Annotated in this window: 13 protein-coding genes and 4 pseudogenes; 13 read left to right on the forward strand and 4 right to left on the reverse strand. The window is 70.0% G+C overall.

What is annotated here, in order from left to right; translation table 11 throughout:
* Window positions 1-138: 138 nt before the first annotated feature.
* The 4 genes and pseudogenes from AC2W7C_RS03540 to AC2W7C_RS03555 all read left to right on the forward strand — a co-directional run.
* Window positions 139-858: pseudogene (locus tag AC2W7C_RS03540) on the forward strand (S8 family peptidase); the annotation flags it as partial.
* A 487-nt stretch (window positions 859-1345) separates the two neighbouring features.
* The gene (locus tag AC2W7C_RS03545) at window positions 1346-2143 is read left to right on the forward strand and encodes a hypothetical protein (RefSeq protein WP_486000215.1); all 798 of its coding nucleotides are present in this window, start codon (window positions 1346-1348) and stop codon (window positions 2141-2143) included.
* Window positions 2144-2219: 76 nt separating this feature from the next.
* A complete protein-coding gene (locus AC2W7C_RS03550) occupies window positions 2220-4406 on the forward strand; it encodes an AGE family epimerase/isomerase (protein ID WP_486000203.1) in 2187 nt (728 codons plus the stop codon).
* 23 nt (window positions 4407-4429) lie between these two features.
* The gene (locus tag AC2W7C_RS03555) at window positions 4430-5083 is read left to right on the forward strand and encodes an acylneuraminate cytidylyltransferase family protein (RefSeq protein ID WP_486000213.1); all 654 of its coding nucleotides are present in this window, start codon (window positions 4430-4432) and stop codon (window positions 5081-5083) included.
* 306 nt (window positions 5084-5389) lie between these two features.
* Here AC2W7C_RS03555 and AC2W7C_RS03560 read toward each other — a convergent pair.
* A pseudogene (locus AC2W7C_RS03560) lies at window positions 5390-6091 on the reverse strand (PDZ domain-containing protein); the annotation flags it as partial.
* A gap of 126 nt (window positions 6092-6217) precedes the next feature.
* Between AC2W7C_RS03560 and AC2W7C_RS03565 the strand changes: the two are divergent.
* From AC2W7C_RS03565 to AC2W7C_RS03605, 9 genes and pseudogenes are all read left to right on the forward strand, one after another.
* A pseudogene (locus AC2W7C_RS03565) lies at window positions 6218-6766 on the forward strand (SDR family NAD(P)-dependent oxidoreductase); the annotation flags it as partial.
* Between the two features lie 74 nt (window positions 6767-6840).
* On the forward strand, window positions 6841-7227 hold the full coding sequence (locus tag AC2W7C_RS03570) for a GDP-mannose 4,6-dehydratase (RefSeq protein WP_486000214.1): 387 nt from the start codon (window positions 6841-6843) through the stop codon (window positions 7225-7227).
* Window positions 7224-8396 carry a LegC family aminotransferase gene (locus AC2W7C_RS03575; protein WP_486000204.1) on the forward strand — a complete coding sequence of 391 codons (1173 nt, stop codon included), beginning with the start codon at window positions 7224-7226 and terminating at the stop codon, window positions 8394-8396. Before AC2W7C_RS03570 ends, AC2W7C_RS03575 begins: the two co-directional genes overlap by 4 nt.
* Complete coding sequence (gene neuC / locus AC2W7C_RS03580; RefSeq protein ID WP_486000205.1) at window positions 8393-9553, forward strand: UDP-N-acetylglucosamine 2-epimerase; 1161 nt, start codon at window positions 8393-8395, stop codon at window positions 9551-9553. Before AC2W7C_RS03575 ends, neuC begins: the two co-directional genes overlap by 4 nt.
* On the forward strand, window positions 9550-10626 hold the full coding sequence (neuB, locus tag AC2W7C_RS03585) for an N-acetylneuraminate synthase (RefSeq protein WP_486000206.1): 1077 nt from the start codon (window positions 9550-9552) through the stop codon (window positions 10624-10626). Before neuC ends, neuB begins: the two co-directional genes overlap by 4 nt.
* Window positions 10623-11177, forward strand: a pseudogene (locus AC2W7C_RS03590) (PglD-related sugar-binding protein); the annotation flags it as partial. The gene neuB and the pseudogene AC2W7C_RS03590, both read left to right, overlap by 4 nt.
* 82 nt (window positions 11178-11259) lie before the next feature.
* Complete coding sequence (locus AC2W7C_RS03595; protein ID WP_486000207.1) at window positions 11260-12309, forward strand: nucleotidyltransferase family protein; 1050 nt, start codon at window positions 11260-11262, stop codon at window positions 12307-12309.
* A gap of 105 nt (window positions 12310-12414) precedes the next feature.
* Window positions 12415-12594: a hypothetical protein gene (locus AC2W7C_RS03600; protein ID WP_486000208.1), complete on the forward strand. Its 180-nt coding sequence runs from the start codon at window positions 12415-12417 to the stop codon at window positions 12592-12594.
* A complete protein-coding gene (locus AC2W7C_RS03605; protein WP_486000209.1) occupies window positions 12591-13211 on the forward strand; it encodes a metallophosphoesterase family protein in 621 nt (206 codons plus the stop codon). Before AC2W7C_RS03600 ends, AC2W7C_RS03605 begins: the two co-directional genes overlap by 4 nt.
* A gap of 40 nt (window positions 13212-13251) precedes the next feature.
* On the opposite strand, the gene AC2W7C_RS03610 is transcribed toward AC2W7C_RS03605, so the two are convergent.
* The 3 genes from AC2W7C_RS03610 to AC2W7C_RS03620 form a co-directional block, all read right to left on the reverse strand.
* Window positions 13252-14583: an O-antigen ligase family protein gene (locus AC2W7C_RS03610; protein ID WP_486000210.1), complete on the reverse strand. Its 1332-nt coding sequence runs from the start codon at window positions 14581-14583 to the stop codon at window positions 13252-13254.
* A gap of 90 nt (window positions 14584-14673) precedes the next feature.
* Window positions 14674-14898: a hypothetical protein gene (locus tag AC2W7C_RS03615; protein WP_486000211.1), complete on the reverse strand. Its 225-nt coding sequence runs from the start codon at window positions 14896-14898 to the stop codon at window positions 14674-14676.
* A 103-nt stretch (window positions 14899-15001) separates the two neighbouring features.
* Window positions 15002-16122, reverse strand: a 1121-nt coding sequence (locus tag AC2W7C_RS03620; protein WP_486000212.1) for a tetratricopeptide repeat protein, incomplete at its 5' end; no start/stop codon positions are given.

Consider the following 16122-nt stretch of genomic DNA (forward strand, 5'->3'; position numbering starts at 1 on the left):
CCGCCGGCCGCCGCGCCCCCCACCCTCCGCGCCGTCTCCCACCTCGGCGGAGTATCTGCGCAACTACGGCGCGGCGAACACGGGTGCGATCACGGCCTGGAACGCCGGCGCTACAGCGCGGGCATCAGCATCGGCGTCGTGGATTCCGGCATCGATTTCGCCCAGCCGGATCTGCAGGGACGAATCTCCACGACGCTTTCGACGGACGTGGTCGTCGGACGGGGGCAGCCCCAGGGGCCTGACGGCCACGGCACCTTCGTCTCCGGCGTCATCGCGTCGAATTTCAACGGGTTCGGCACCATCGGAATCGCCTACGAATCGACCATCGTGTCGATCCGCGCCGACGTGAGCGAATGCACCGATCCCGAGGACGACGTGTGCTTCCGGTCCTCGGACCTGGTGCGGGCGATCGACTACGCGATCGCCAACAACATCCGCGTCGTGAACATGTCGCTGGGCGGCGAGTCCTCTCTGGGAACCGCTTTCGAGGCGGCCCTGCAGCGCGCTGTCAACGCCGGCATCGTCTTCACCATAGCGGCGGGAAACGCTGGCGATGAGCCGACGGGCGGAGATCCCGAATGGCCGGGCCGGTACGCCACGGACCCTCGGTTCGCCGGCAGCATCATCGTCGTGGGCGCGCACAATAGCGCCAACCAGATCGCCGCCTTCTCAAACCGGGCCGGCGTCTCCGCCAACGCGTACATCAGCGCGGCTGGAGTGGACATCATCACCAACTGCGACGGCACGATCTGCCTCCGGGGCAGCGGGACATCCTACGCCGCGCCCGCCGTCGCGGGCGCCATCGCACTCTTGATGGACGCCTTCCCCAACCTGACGGGACGCCAAGCCGTCGACATCCTGCTCGCCACGGCGCGGGAAGCCGGCGCCGCTGGAACGGATGCGGTCTATGGGCGGGGCCTTCTCGATATCGCCCGCGCGTTCCAGCCGGTCGGCGCGACCACTGTCGCCATGGCGCGCGGAGGAACCGTCGCGGTCACCTCGCAGCGCTTCGCCTATACGGGAGGGGCCTTGGGCGACGCCCTGCGCAACGCTCCGGGTCTTCAGACGGTGGGGCATGACTCCTACGACCGTCTGTTCCGCCTGAACCTTGGCGACTCGTTCGGCGTCGCCCCGCGTGGGGACCGCGCTCGCCTGCCCGAGATCGAGCGCCGACAGGCGACGCTGTCGGTCGACGGCCCGTTCGGCGGCCGCCTGTCCCTGACCAGCAGCACCTCGATTGACGACAGCATCTACGATCCCGCGGCGGCCTCAACCTTCCTGACGCCCTGGCTGGACGAACGTCGGCGCGAGGACGTGATGGTCCAGTTCTCGGCCGCGAGGGACCGTGGCGGTCTGGCAGGGCCGGAACGGCGCCCGCTCGCCGTTCGAGCTTGGCGCCGGCGACGATTTCGCCTCCCTGGCCCAGGTCGATCGCGCCTTCATGAGCGCGGTTCGGGTCGGGGCCCTGACCTTCACGGCCGACACCGGGACCGGGGACCGGGCGATGCCGTTCCGGGAAGCCGAGGACGACGTCTCGCGCTACTCGCGCTTTGCGATGACTTGGCAGGCCGCGCCGGGCGCGAACCTGACGTTCGCGGCGGGCGGCCTGGACGAGCGCATGGGGCCGCTGGGCTCGTTCGTGCCCGTCGGATCGGGCTTCGAGATGCCCAGCGAGACCACGTTCGCGGGGGTATCGGGCAAGGTCGATCTAGGTTCCGGCCTGTGGCTCGACGCGGAAGCGGGCTGGGCGCGCACGGCGATGGAAGGTCAGTTCCTGACGCTGTCGGACCAGGCGATGAGCTCGACCTGGAAGCTGGGCCTGACCACCTTCTGCCGTCAATTGGGTTTCGGCTGCCGGACCCTGACCTGGTCGATTTCGCAGCCCCTTCGGGTCGAGAGCGGAACGTTCAGCGCCTTCCTGGCCGACGCCCCATTGGAGTATTTTGATCCGCTGTCCTTCTCCGAGCGTCGATTCTCGGCGACGCCGAGCGGTCGTCAGATCGATCTGGCGCTGGGCAGCCTGCACGCCCTGCCGGATGGTTCTCAACTGGCGCTGCGGGCGGTCGTCACGCGCGATGATCGGCACGTAGCCAGCGCGCCGCCCGCCTACGCGGTGATGGGCAACTGGCGGAGCGTCTTCTAGACGCGACCGTTCGCGCGGGGCTGGCGAGAGGCGGCGGCCCCCGCTAGACGGTTCGGCGACGAGCAGAGGGTCCGAGATGGCGATCTTTCCGGTGATCCTGTGCGGAGGATCCGGGACCAGGCTGTGGCCGGCGTCTCGCGGGCAGCGGCCCAAGCAGTTCCTGAGCCTGGCCAGCGACCTGTCGCTGTTCCAGGAGACCGTGCGCCGCGTCGCGCCGCTGGCGGAGGGCGGGGGGCAGGTCGTGGTGGTGGCCGGCCAGGACCATTCCGCCTCCATCGAGGAACAGCTGGACGGCGCCTCGGTCGTCCTGATCGTGGAGCCGGTCGGCCGTGATTCCGCCCCGGCGATGGCCGCGGCGGCCGAATGGATCGCTCGCCGGGACCCCGCGGGTGTGGCCCTGTTCGTGGCGTCGGACCATCACATCCCGGACGCGACGGGCTTTCAGAAGGCCGTCCGGGAGGCGGCCATCGCCGCCGAAGCTGGCCGGATCGTGACCTTCGGGGTGCGTCCTACGGACCCGTCTTCCGCCTACGGCTACATCCAGCCCGAGGGACCGGGCCTGTCCGTGGTCAGGCGGTTCGTGGAGAAGCCGGATCGCAAGGCCGCCGAGGCCTATGTCGCCAAGGGCTACCTCTGGAACAGCGGCAACTTCGTCGTCCGGGCCGACGTCCTGCTGTCCGAACTGGACGCCCTAGCGCCCGAGGTCGCCGACGTCGCCCGCGCGGCTCTGCCCGCCGGGCCCGGCGATCGCCTGGTGTTGAGCGAGAGCTTCGGCGAGGCTCCGAGAATCTCGATCGACTATGCGGTGATGGAGAAAAGCCGGCTGACCTCGGTTCTGCCCGTCGGTTTCGGCTGGTCGGACCTGGGCGCCTGGGACGCCGTGGCCGCGACCGGCGGCGCGAGCCGGGGCCTCTGGATCGGGGGCGACGGCGACGGCGCGAATCTGGTCCGGGCGGCCGAGGGCATGGTGATCGCCACCGCCGGGGTCTCGGGCTTGGCCATCATCGCCGAACCCGACGCCGTGCTGGTCTGTCACCTCAGCCGCTCGCAGGAGGTGAAGGGGCTGGTCGACCGCCTGCGTCAGGTCTCGCCGGGCCATGTACACGGGGCGGGGAAGCCGGACCTCCCGCTGGTCGAACGCGCCCAGTCGTTCGACCGCTGGATGCGGTTCAACGCTCTGCCGCTGTGGGGGACCTTGGGAGTCGATCCGGACGGCGGGTTCCGGGAGGCGATCACGCTGGATGGCGCTCCGGTCACGGCGTTCCGACGCGCGCGCGTGCAGGCTCGCCAAGCCTATGTGTACAGCGCGGCGGGCCGCCTGGGCTGGCAAGGACCGTGGCGAATGCTGGTCGAACGCAGTCTCGATCGCTTCGAGCAGACGAACCTCCGCCGAGACGGCCTGTACCGCACCCAGGTCTCGGGCGAGGGAGCGCCGCTGGATGAAACGGCCTCCCTCTACGATCAGGCCTTCGCCCTGCTGGCGTTCGCCTCGGCGGCCGAGGCCGGGGCTCGCCCCGAACAGATGCGAGAACGCGCGAGCCTGTTGGGGGATGCGCTGAAGGCCTTGACCCACCCCGCGGGCGGTTGGCGCGAGGACGCCGGTCATCCGCAGCAGGCCAACGCGCACATGCATCTGTTGGAAGCCTGCCTGGCCTGGGAAGCTCTTGAGCCCAACGGTCGTTGGTCGGCCATGCGACGAGATCGTGGATCTGGCGCGCGCCATTTCATCGATCAGCAGGGCGGCTTCCTGCGGGAGTTTTTCAACCCGGACTGGACCATCGCCGACGGCGAGCCGGGTCGGCTGGTCGAGCCAGGTCACCAGTTCGAATGGGCGTGGCTGCTGACTCGCTGGGGCAGGGCGCGCGCTGGCGACGATTGGGCCCGGAGCGCGGCGCGCCGGCTATACGCCGCGGGTCAGCGCGGCGTGGATTCGGCCCGGAGCGTGGCGATCGACGCGCTGGACGACAGGCTGACGGTGACGTCGGCGCAAGCCAGGCTGTGGCCGCAGACCGAGCGTCTCAAGGCGGCCCTGATATTGGGCGAGACGGAAGCGGCGCTGTCGGACCACGCCGCGGACGCTATCAAGGGACTGACGGGCTATTTGCTTCCCACCGGCCTCTGGCGCGACAAGATGGCGTCGGAAGGCGGCTTCCGCGACGAACCGGCGCCCGCCAGTTCGCTTTATCATATCGTCGCGGCCTGGGTTCAGGTCAGGGAAAGCCTCGGCGATCTGCGGAGCGCTCACGCGGTGACCGGGTCGTGATCGGTGATCGGTCGGTCCTTGCCGTGATCGCCGCCCGCGGGGGCTCAAAGAGCCTGCCGCGCAAGAACGTCCTTCCGTTCCGCGGCCGCCCGCTGATCGTCTGGACCATCGAGGCCGCCCAGGCGTCGCGAAGGATCGATCGGCTGATCCTGTCATCCGATGACCCCGAGATCATTGAGGTGGCCGAGTGTCATGGCTGCGAAGCGCCCTTCGTCCGGGCGGCCGAACTGTCCGATGACAAGGCTGCGTCGCTCGACGTGGTTCTGGACGCCCTCGACCGGGCGCCGGGATATGACATCGTGGTGCTGCTGCAGCCGACCTCTCCCCTTCGTACGACTGCGGATATCGACGGGGCGCTCGATCAGATGAAGGCGGCCCGAGCGGCCTCCTGCGTATCGGTGATGGAGGCGCCTTCGCATCCATGGCTGACGTTCGCGCAGGGCCCGGACGCCCGGCTCGCTTCGTTCGTGACGCCGCCCGCCGGGGCGAGCCTGCGGCGGCAGGACCTGCCGCCGGCCTGGGTGCTGAACGGCGCGGTCTACGCCGCCGAGACAGACTGGCTGAGGCGTCAACGGACCTTCGTGAAGTCGGCCGAGACCCTGGCCTTTCCGATGCCGGTCGAGCGGTCTCTCGACATCGACACCCTTGAAGATTTCCAGGCCGGCGAACGGTCCTAGGGCGTCAGGGGTTGGCCGGCGGCCGCCTTTGGCCGCGATCTCGGCCGCGACTTCCTCGAGCCGCGCCGCACGGGTCCCGGCGGACGCATGGGCCAGCTGGGGATAGCGCACCCGCCAGTTCGAGGCGCCGAACCGCCGCCAGAAGACGGGCGCCGCCTCGGGTCGATAGCCGGCGCGGGCGGACAGGTACAGGCCGACCCGGTCCGCCTGGCGCTCGGGGTCGCCGCCCCGGCAGAGGCGGGGGTCGCAGTCCCGGCCGACGACGGTGCGGCCTTCGCCGCCCGTCTCGGCCCAGCGGCGGTGGCCCAGAACGTTGTGGGCGAGCTCGTGGCCGAGAATGACCGACAGTTCGTCGTCGGACTCGGCGAAGCCGGCCAGGGCGGTGCTGATGAACAGCCGACGTCCGTCAGCGCGTGCGTTCAGTTCGTCCGACGGATTGAGCTGGACCTCATACCCGCAGGCGCGCTCGGGCTGGACCGTCGCCGAGGTCTCCTCTCCGTCGCGCTGGATCGTCAGCCGCACCGGGCCTTGGGCCAGCGCGGAGTCGAGGCGGGCGATGTTGGCGGCGAGACCCTCGAACTGGGGCGGGCGTCCCTGGGCTCCGATCGAGAGCGGGGTCCCGTTCACCGCCAGGATCAGATCGCCCTCGCGCAGGCCCGCCGCGGCGGCGGGGGACCCTTCCGGCGCGGCCAGGACGCCGGGCAAGTCGCCATTCAGCCTGAAACGCGCCCCCGCCTCGGGCCGCAGCTCGATGCTGTACTGGCTGGCGGAATGCAGGGCCCAGCCGGCGGACTGGCGCACGACAGGGCAGAGGTCGGCGTTGGCCTTGGACAATCGCCACGCCACGCGGGCGACCCTCTGATCCATCGCCGTCAGGGCCGTCAGCCGCTGCGCTGGCCCGGCGGCGACAAGGCCGGGCGGGGCGGACGCTACGGACTGCGGCCCGCATCCGTCCAAGGCCAGCGCGGCGACCGTCGCAAAGGGGATGAATATGCGCCGAAACGACATAGCCCTAGAAGACAGGAAGCGCCGGCTGTCGGCAACGGGTCGGGGCGCCGGGGCGCGAATTTCGGCTTCCTTAACGCGCGGGCCGCACAGTGCGTTAACGATGAGCGTCGGGACGAGGACCAGGTCATGAATCTGCAGGGCACGCGCGTCCTGGTGACCGGGGCCGACGGCTTCATCGGCTCGCACCTGACCGAGCGCCTGATCCGGCGCGGTTGCGACGTGCGCGCCTTTGTCCAGTACAACAGCCTGGGAAGCTGGGGGTGGCTGGACGAGAGCCCGGCCGACATCCGCAAGGACCTCGACGTCTTCGCAGGCGACGTCCGCGATCCTCACGGCGTCCGCACCGCGATGACCGGCTGCGACGTGGTGCTGCACCTCGCCGCCCTGATCGCCATCCCCTACAGCTATCACTCGCCCCAGACCTACGTCGAAACCAATGTGCTGGGCACGCTGAACATCGTGCAGGCGGCGAGGGACCTCGGCGTCGAGCGGGTGGTTCACACCTCGACCAGCGAGGTCTACGGCACCGCCCGCTTCGTGCCGATCACCGAGGCCCATCCGCTGCAGGGCCAGTCGCCCTATTCGGCGTCCAAGATCGGCGCCGACCAGATCGCGCTCAGCTTTCATGCCGCGTTTGGCACGCCGGTGTCGGTGCTGCGCCCCTTCAACACCTACGGCCCCCGGCAGTCCGCTCGCGCGGTAATTTCCACCGTGATCAGCCAGGTCGCCGCGGCGCCGACAAGATCAAGCTGGGCGCGGTCCACCCGACCCGCGACTTCACCTTCGTCAGCGACACGGCGCGCGCCTTTGAGGCTCTGGCCGAATGCGACGCGGCCGTCGGCCAGACCGTCAATGCCGGCAGCGGCTTCGAGATCTCCATAGGAGACACGGCGCGCACGATCATCGAACTGATGGGCCGCGACGTGGAGATCGTCACCGAGACGCAGCGCCTGAGACCCGAAGCCAGCGAGGTCGAGCGGCTCTGGGCCGACAGCGAGCTGATGCGGTCGCTCACCGGCTGGGCGCCCGAGTTCGGCGGCGGAGAAGGCTTCCGGCGCGGCTTGGCGGCGACCATCGACTGGTTCAGCGATCCGGCGAACCTGGCGCATTACAAGACGGACCGGTACGTGCTGTGAGCGCCCCGCTGGCAGACAGAGTCCTGACCGCGGTGCGCGCGGCGCTGCCGGATGCGAAGGTTCCCGCACCTCTGCATGCGCCCGAGTTCCGCGGCCGCGAATGGGACTATCTCAAGGATTGTCTGGATACGGGCTGGGTCTCATCCGTCGGAAGCTATGTCGACCGGATCGAACGCGACCTGGAGGCGTTCACGGGCTTGAAGCACGCGGTGGCCGTGGTGAACGGGACCGCGGCGCTGGACGTCTGCTTCCGGCTGGCGGGCGTGGAGGCAGGAGACGAGGTCCTGACGCCGACGCTGACTTTCGTGGCGACGGCCAACGCCATCGCCTACCGCGGAGCGATCCCGCATTTCGTGGACGCCGAGACCGAGACGCTGGGTGTGGACCCCGCGCGGCTGGAGACCCATCTGGAAACGATCGCTCAGGTGCGGGACGGCGTTTGCGTGAACGTCCGCACCGGCCGTCCGATCCGGGCGCTGACGGTGATGCATGTGTTCGGCCACCCCAGCGACGTGGACGGCCTGGCCGATGTCGCCGCGCGCTGGCGCCTGGCGCTCGTCGAGGACGCCGCCGAAGCCCTGGGGTCGCGCTGGCACGGGCGTCACGCCGGCGGTTTCGGGCGGGTGGCGGCGCTGAGCTTCAACGGCAACAAGATCATGACCACCGGCGGAGGCGGAGCCGTCCTGACCGACGATCCGGAGCTGGCGCGCCGGGCCAAACATCTGACGACAACCGCCAAGGTCGCGCATCGCTGGGCGTTCGATCACGACGAGATCGGCTGGAACTACCGCATGCCGAACCTGAACGCCGCCCTGGGGTGCGCCCAGCTTGAGAGACTGCCCGACATGATGGCGCGCAAGGCCGAGCTGGCCCAGCGCTACGCGCGGGCTTTCGAGGGCGTCGACGGCGTCCGCCTGCTGCGGCCCCGCGAAGGGGCGGCGGTGAACCATTGGCTGAACGTCCTGTTGCTGGACCGGCCGGACCGCGACGCGCGCGACCGGATCCTGGAGGCGCTGAACGACGCGGGATACCAGGCGCGGCCGCTGTGGACGCCGATGCATCGCCTGCCGATGTACGCCGACTGCCCCCGCGACGCCTTGCCGGTCGCCGAGGCCCTGGAGGACCAGGTCATCAACCTTCCCAGCAGCGCGAGCCTGGCGGACGCATGACCTCCCTGAAGCGCATCTGCGTCGTGACCGGGGGGCGGGCCGAGTACGGCCTGTTGCGCTGGGTCATGCACGACATCCGTGCGGCGTCGGATCTGGACCTTCAACTGATCGTCACCGGCACGCACCTGGAGTCCCGGTTCGGCCTGACCGTCCAGGAGATAGAGGCGGACGGCTTTGCGGTCGACGCGCGCGCGCCTCTGGACCTGGGCGGCGATGGGGCGGGCGACGCCGCGCGAGCGATGGCCCGCTGCCTCGTCGGGGTGTCGGACGCTCTGGAGCGCCTGCGGCCCGACCTCCTGCTGATCCTGGGCGACCGGTTCGAGATCCTGGCAGCGGCCGAGGCCGCGATGCTGCACCGGATCCCGATCGCGCATATCGCGGGCGGCGACACCACCGAAGGCGCCTTCGACGAGTCGATCCGCCACGCCCTCACCAAGATGGCCGCGCTGCACCTGGTCACCAACGCCGAGGCCGCCCGGCGGGTGACGCAGATGGGCGAGGACCCGGCGCGAATTCACGTGGTGGGCAGCCCGGGGCTGGATCAGCTGACCCGCGCGCCGCTGCTGGATCGTCCGGCGCTGGAAGCTTCCCTGGGCGCCCCGCTGCACGCCCGGAATCTGCTGATCACCTTCCATCCGGTGACCCTGGCGGAGGATCGGGGACTAGGCGAGTTCCAAGCCCTGCTGAGCGCCCTCGACGCCCTCTCCGGCGACGTGGGCAAGTGGATCACCCGCCCGAACGCGGATCCCGGCCACGGCGCGGTGGACGCGGCCCTGGACGCCTGGGCCGCGTATCGGGGGGACGCGCATGTCGTCGCCTCGCTGGGCCAGACGCGCTATCTGTCGCTGATGGCGCAATGCGATGCGGTGGTGGGGAACTCCTCGAGCGGCCTGTACGAGGCGCCGTCCCTGCGCGTGCCCGCCGTGGACGTCGGGGATCGGCAGAAGGGACGTTTGGCGGCGACGTCGGTGCTGCGGACGCCCGCCGAGCCCCGGGCCATCGTCGCGGCGATCCAAGCCGCGTTCGCGATGGACTGCGGGGCGGTCCGCAATCCCTATGGCGACGGACACGCCGCGCCGCGGATTGTCGAGATCCTGCGCCGAGCCCCGGGACGAGACGTCCTGCTGGCCAAGCGCTTCCACGAGGCCGGCGCATGACCGGCCGGGTGTTCGTGATCGCGGAAGCGGGGGTGAACCACGACGGATCCGTCGACGATGCCCGGCCGCCTGATCGCGCGCCGCCGCCGGCGCGCGCGGACGCGGTCAAGTTTCAGACTTTCCGCGCCGACCAACTGGTCACACGGCGCGCGGCCAAGGCCGCTTATCAGGCGCGCAATACAGGCCGGGACGACGGCCAGCATGCCATGCTGAAGGCCCTCGAGTTGGACCGGGACGCCCACCTGTCGCTGGCGGCCCACGCCGCCGAGCGCGGCGTTCGCTTCATGTCGACGGCCTTCGACCTGGACAGCCTGGCTTTTCTGGCGACCCTGGACATGCCGGCGATCAAGATTCCATCCGGAGACCTGACCTGGGGGGCGATGCTGCTTCAGGCGTCTCGCCTTGGCCGGCCGCTGATCGTTTCGACGGGCATGGCCGAGCTGGACGAGATCCGCGCCGCCCTGTCGGTCATCGCCTTCGGCCTGAGCCGGCCGGGACTACCTGGCGGCGAGGACGATCTGGGCTCGGCCTTCGCGGACCCGGCCGCACAGGCGCTGCTGCGCGAACGGGTCACGCTCCTGCATTGCACGACAGAATACCCGGCTCCCCTTTCCGCGGTGAACCTGAGGGCCATGGACGTGATGGCCGAAGCGTTCGGTCTGCCGGTAGGTTACTCGGACCATACCCTGGGAACCACGGTCGCGATCGCCGCGGCGGCGCGAGGCGCAACCGTGATCGAGAAACACTTCACGCTCGACCGCGCCCGCCAGGGACCCGACCACGCGGCCTCGCTGGAGCCGGCCGAGCTCGGGGCGATGGTCGCGGCCATCCGCGAGGTCGAGCAGGCGCTGGGGCGGGCGCACAAAGGGCCGGCGGTCGAGGAGGCGGGCAATCGCGCCATCGCTCGGCGCAGCCTGGTGGCCGCCCGGCCGATCGCCGCGGGGGAGATCTTCGATCTGGACAGTCTGACCGCCAAGAGGCCGGCTGACGGCCGCTCGCCTATGACGGTGTGGCCGTTGCTGGGGCGGCCGGCCGACCGCGCCTATGCGGTCGACGAGGTGATCGAGCCATGAGCGCGCGTCCAGTCGTGGTGGTGGGCGCCGGCGGCCATGGTCAGGTGGTCGCGGATGCCCTTCTGGCGGGCGGTCGCCAGGTGCTGGGCTTCGTCGACCGGTCCGTTTCCACGGTTCCGGCCGTCGGCCTGCCCGTGCTCGGCGGCGACGCCTGGCTGGACCCCTCCGGCGGCTACGACCTAGCCAACGGCGTGGGCGGGATCGGCTCGGGCGCGTCCCGCAGCCTGCGGCGCGAGATCCAGGCGCGGCTGGAGGGGCTCGGCTTCGTCTTCGTCGAGGTGCGGCACCCGTCCGCGATCGTGTCGCGGACCGCCCGGATCGGCTCAGGCGCGCAATTGCTGGCGCGGTGCGTGGTCCAGACTGGCGCGGTCGTCGGCGATGGGGCGGTGATCAACACCGGTGCGGTGGTCGAGCACGGCTGCCATGTGGGCGCCTTCGCGCATTGCGCGACCGGCTCCATCCTGTGTGGCGACGTGACGGTCGGGGCGGACGCCCACATCGGCGCAGGCGCGGTGATCCGGCAAGGCGTCGTTCTGGAAGCCGGGGTCGTCGTCGGCGCCGGCGCGTGGTGCTGGAGGCTGGAACGGGGAAGGGGACGCTGCTCGGCGTGCCCGCCAGACGCAGGGGGACGCCATGAGGGCATGGGAGAAGGCGCTAATCGGACCGGAGGCCACGTTCCGCGACGCCCTGAAGGCCATCGACGCGACCGGGACCGGCATGGCCCTGATGGTGGACGCCGACCGGCGGCTGCTGGGCGTCCTGTCGGACGGCGACCTGCGCCGGGCCCTCATCCGGGGCGCGGGTCTGGAAGACGCGGCGATCGCCGGGGCCAACCGCGAACCTCTGTGCATCGACCAGCATCAGGATCGGGCCGCCACCCTGACAATGCTGCGCGCCCACAGCCTGCGCCAGCTGCCGGTGCTGGACGCTGAACGTCGGGTGGTCGGCCTGACCACGATCTCGGACTTCCTCAACATCCCGATCCGCACCAATCCGGTGGTGATCATGGCGGGCGGGAAGGGCGAGCGGCTGGCCGAACTGACCCGAGACACGCCCAAGCCGATGCTGAAGGTCGGTCCCCGGCCGATCCTCGACACCATCATCGGCAATCTCGCGGCGCAGGGGTTCCGCCGCTTCTGGCTGGCGGTGAACTACAAGGCCGACCAGATCGAGCGGCATTTCGGCGACGGCTCGGCCCTCGGCCTGGAAATCGGTTATCTGCGCGAGGAGAAGCCCCTGGGCACCTGCGGGGCGCTGTCCCTGCTACCTGCTCAGGACCAGCCGATCATGGTGACCAACGGCGATATCCTGGCCAAGGTCGACTACGGCCACGTGCTGGACTCGCATCTGGAGGCCAACGCGCTCGCGACCGTGGTCGTCCGCGACTACCAGATGCAGGTCCCGTTCGGCGTGGTGAACGCCGAGGAAGGCCAGATCCTGCGCATCGAGGAGAAGCCGACCCAGAGCTACACCATCAGCGCCGGAGCCTATGTGCTGTCGCCCGGGGCGATGCAGCTGATTCCAACCGACGCCTACTACGACATGCCGATGCTGATCGCCGATATGATCGAGCGCCGGATGTCGGTGCGCCAGCAACGCGCCGAGGGGTACTGGATGGACATCGGCCGGCCCCCGGACTATGCGCAGGCGAACGCTGATTTCGGCGCCGTGTTCGAGACTTAGGCTACATTTCCGCCCTCTTGCGGACGCAGCCTGAAGCGAGGGGTGGCGGCCCGTTTTCGAAAGCCAGGAAGACAGGCGGCCGTCCCGCGGCCGCCGAGCAGAACGATGATTTCAACCCTTTTCAGGCGCAAGGCGAAGGTTGTCGCGCCCGCGACGCCCCGGGCGCCGGACGGTGTGGTGGTCTGGGCGGTGGGCGACGTCCACGGTCGGCTGGATCTGTTGAAGCCGCTGGTCGAGGCGATCATGGCCGACGCCGCGGCGTCCAGCGCGACCGCAAGCTGGTGATCTTTCTGGGCGACTACATCGACCGGGGCCCGGAATCGCGGGGGGTGATCCAGTATCTGGCGGACCTGCCGACGGACGCCGGCGTCGAATGGCGGTTCCTCAAGGGAAACCACGAGGAAGCGATGCTGAACTTCCTCGACGACCCCACGGTCGGCGCGAGCTGGTGCGAATACGGCGGCGAAGCGGCCCTGGCTTCCTACGGGTTGAAGCCGCCCGAGATGAAGCATCGCATCGAGGCTTGGGCCCGTGTCTCGGCCGACCTGAACCACAAGGTCACCGCCCGCGAGCGGGCCTTCCTCGAAGGCCTCGAATTCAGCGCCTCGGTCGGGGACTACTTCTTCGCCCACGCCGGGGCCCGCCCTGGCCAGCCGCTGGACCAACAGACCGATCGCGATCTCCTGTGGATTCGCAACAGCTTCCTCGACAGCGAGGTTCCGTTCGAGAAGGTGGTGGTGCACGGCCATACGCCGTCTCGCGACATCCACCTGGACCAGCGCCGGATCGGGCTGGACACCAAGGCGTATGCGAGCGGCGTGCTGAGCGCGGTCCGGCTTGAAGGCGGCTCGCGCCGCATCCTTCAATGCCGCGAAGGCGCGGTCAGCGTTTCGCCGGCCTAAGGGGCGGAGGGCGCCCCGAAGGCCGGGGAGAACCCGGCCCCTAGGACGAGCGCCGCCGGCGGCGGCGCAGCGGGGCGTCGGGCTCGAGATCCGGCCTCGACGCGAGCTCCAGCAGGGCGCAGCAGATCGCGAAGATCACCGCCATGGTCGCAGTCCGCAGCGGATAGTCTCCCACCGAATGCAGAAGCACGACGGCGACGCCGATCGAGGACGCCCGTTGTACGTTCCGGGTCGCGGAGGTGGGCGCGCGCCACGCCGTCCACGAGCGGCGAGCGTACCAGACCAGGAACATCGCCAGCGCCGCGATCCCGATCCAGCCGGCTTCGAGCCAGACTTCCAGATACTCGTTGTGAGCGTGGTTGAAGAAGGTCGGGTCCAGTTCCTCGAGCGGCTCGACGGAGCGGTAGACGGCGTCGAAACTGCCCACGCCGGAGCCCAGGGGCAGGTAGGACTGGGCGGCCTCGGCGACGAGCGGCCAGCGGTCCAGGCGGCCATCGGTCACCGCCTGGGTGTCGAAGCGCGCCAGGATCGGCGGCAAGGCCAGGACGACCACCGCCGTCAACGCGGCGCCCACGGCGCCGGCCACCGCCAGAAAACCGACCGCCGGGCGCCGCCGGCCCGTCGCGAACCAGGCCGCGAACAGGCTGATCATCAGCACCGGCGGGAACAGCATGATACCGGCGCGCGACCGAATGGCCGCCAGGGCGACCACCGTCAGGCCGATGAAGAGGGCGCCGAACCATAGCGGAAGCCGGTCCCCGTCCCGCCGCCGCAGGCTCGCGGCCCCCAGCACCATGGCGAACGGCAGCATCACCAGCAGCATATTGGCCAGGTGGTTGCGGTTGGCGAAGAAGCCGTTGACCGAACCGGCGTCCGTGGTCGCCCACGGATAGAGCCGCTCGCCGCCGCTGGCCAGCTGGGCCCCGCCCAGCACGATGCTAACCACGGCGGCGAACAGGGAGATGTGGATCAGGCGGCGGGCGAGGGGCGCGGGCGCCGCCAGGACCGCCAGGAACATGGCCACGGGAGGAAGCAGGGCCAGCACCGACCGCCAGGTCAGGTCCGGCGTCAGGGTGATGGGATTCCAGCCGGCCTGGACTCCGGAGATCTCCAGGGCCAGGACCATCTGCTCCCGCCCGGGGATCGCGGTCCAGACGGCCGACGGCAGAGGCAGGCACTGGATCAGGGGAATCGCGACCGTCGCGCCGACCACGCCCAGCGCCAGTCGATGCTCGCGCCACGCGCCGGTCCGAAGAAGCCGCTCGCCGGCGATCACGAGGAGCGGCAGGGCCGCCAGTTCGACCAGGGCCAGCCTGAGCGCATGCTCGCGGCTGGCCCCGCCGAAAACAACAGAAAGAGCCAGCAGGACCACACTTGCGATCGCAAGCGCATCCCACTGGCTCTTAAGAAGTCTGTTCAGCAGCCGCTCAGGCACAACGCAGTCGCGGCCGCTGGACTAAAATCAGTCGCTTTCCGAATCGTCGTCCGTAGCCACGACCACGGTCGCGACGACGACAGCGGCGCCGATCAGCAGCACCGGAAGCGGAATGCCAGCGAATTCCGAGCTCGCGTCAGCTTCAGCGCCAACGCGGTCACCAACGCGGACACCAGCCGAGTTGTTGGCAGCGGCGGCTTGACCAGCCACCAGCAGCAGGCCCGCCGTAACGGCGGCGATCGTCTTACGCATGCTATGTTCCCCTAGATCAGGTTGATGCTTCGGTCATGCCGTCGCGTTATCGAGAATGCTCTTAGGGGGCGAAAGCTTCAAAAGCAACAGGAAACTCGCCCGACTAGCCGCCACGGGGGCCGTCCTGGCCGGCCTGAGGGGCCGCCCGGATCGACAGTCGGTCGAACCAGACCGTCATCGGCGTGCGCCGATCGAATGGAAGCCCGCGTAGCTCCGCCCACTGGGTCGCGCAGCCGGCCGGCACCGAGAAATCACCGCTGACCGGGGCCCAGTCGGCGCCGGGAGACGTCGAGACCACCGCCGGAATCGTCAGCAGGGGCGCGCCGTTCCCGCACGAGAAGACCCAGGCCATTCGCTCCGAGGGGTTGCCCGCCTCGGTTCGGAAGGCCGCAAGGAAGCGATAGCGACCCGGCGCCAGCATCGTCATCTGGCGGGCGATAACGGTTGGCGTGTATCCGTCGTACTCGACCCGCAGCGACGGGTCCTTCTGGGCGACGTCGCTGGGCATCACAGCGGCGACGACCCCGGCCTCCTGCGCCAGGCGCCACTGGAAGGGATCCGGAGCCTCCGGATCATCGAAGCCGCCGTTGACCAGGGCCGGTTCCAGCGGCGGCCGGCCCAGGCGCGCCCGGACCGTCCTGAGCGCGGCGGCGTTGCCGCTGTCCGCCAGCGCGAGATAGAGCCGCTGGAGCTCGTCCTTGGTCAGCGGTTGGGCGCCGGTCTGAAGCAGGATCGCGAGATTGCCGCCGACCGTGAGGCCTTCGGCGGACTCGTTGAGCTTGCTCAGGAAAACGGGACGCCAGGGGGGATTGGCCGTCAGCAGGCGCGCCAGGACCGGAAGCACCCGCTGGGGGTCCTGCGCGGCCGCGACGGTGAACAGGCGGAAGACCTGAGGATAGAGGTCCTGACGCCGCCGGACCAGGGTGTCGGCATGGGCGAAGGCCGACGCATAGTCGCCCCGCCTGAGCCGGTGTTCGACCAGCCAACCGTGGACGGGGTCGTCCCGCAGGCTCCAGTTTCCCGCTAGAGTCAGGATGTCGTCCGCCTGACGGACGCGGCCCGCCTTGGCTTCGGCCAGGCCCACGATCCGCAGCGCGCCCACGTCGAAGGCGGATCGCTCCAGGGCGAAGCGGCCGAGGTCGGCGGCGTTGGAGGGTGCGTGGCTGGCGTCAGCTCCACCTCGGCGGCCCGCCGCAGCGCCTGCGGCGAGGTCGGCGCCAGGCG

It is taken from the genome of Brevundimonas sp. CURTG3B2_SDJG, assembly GCF_057364705.1.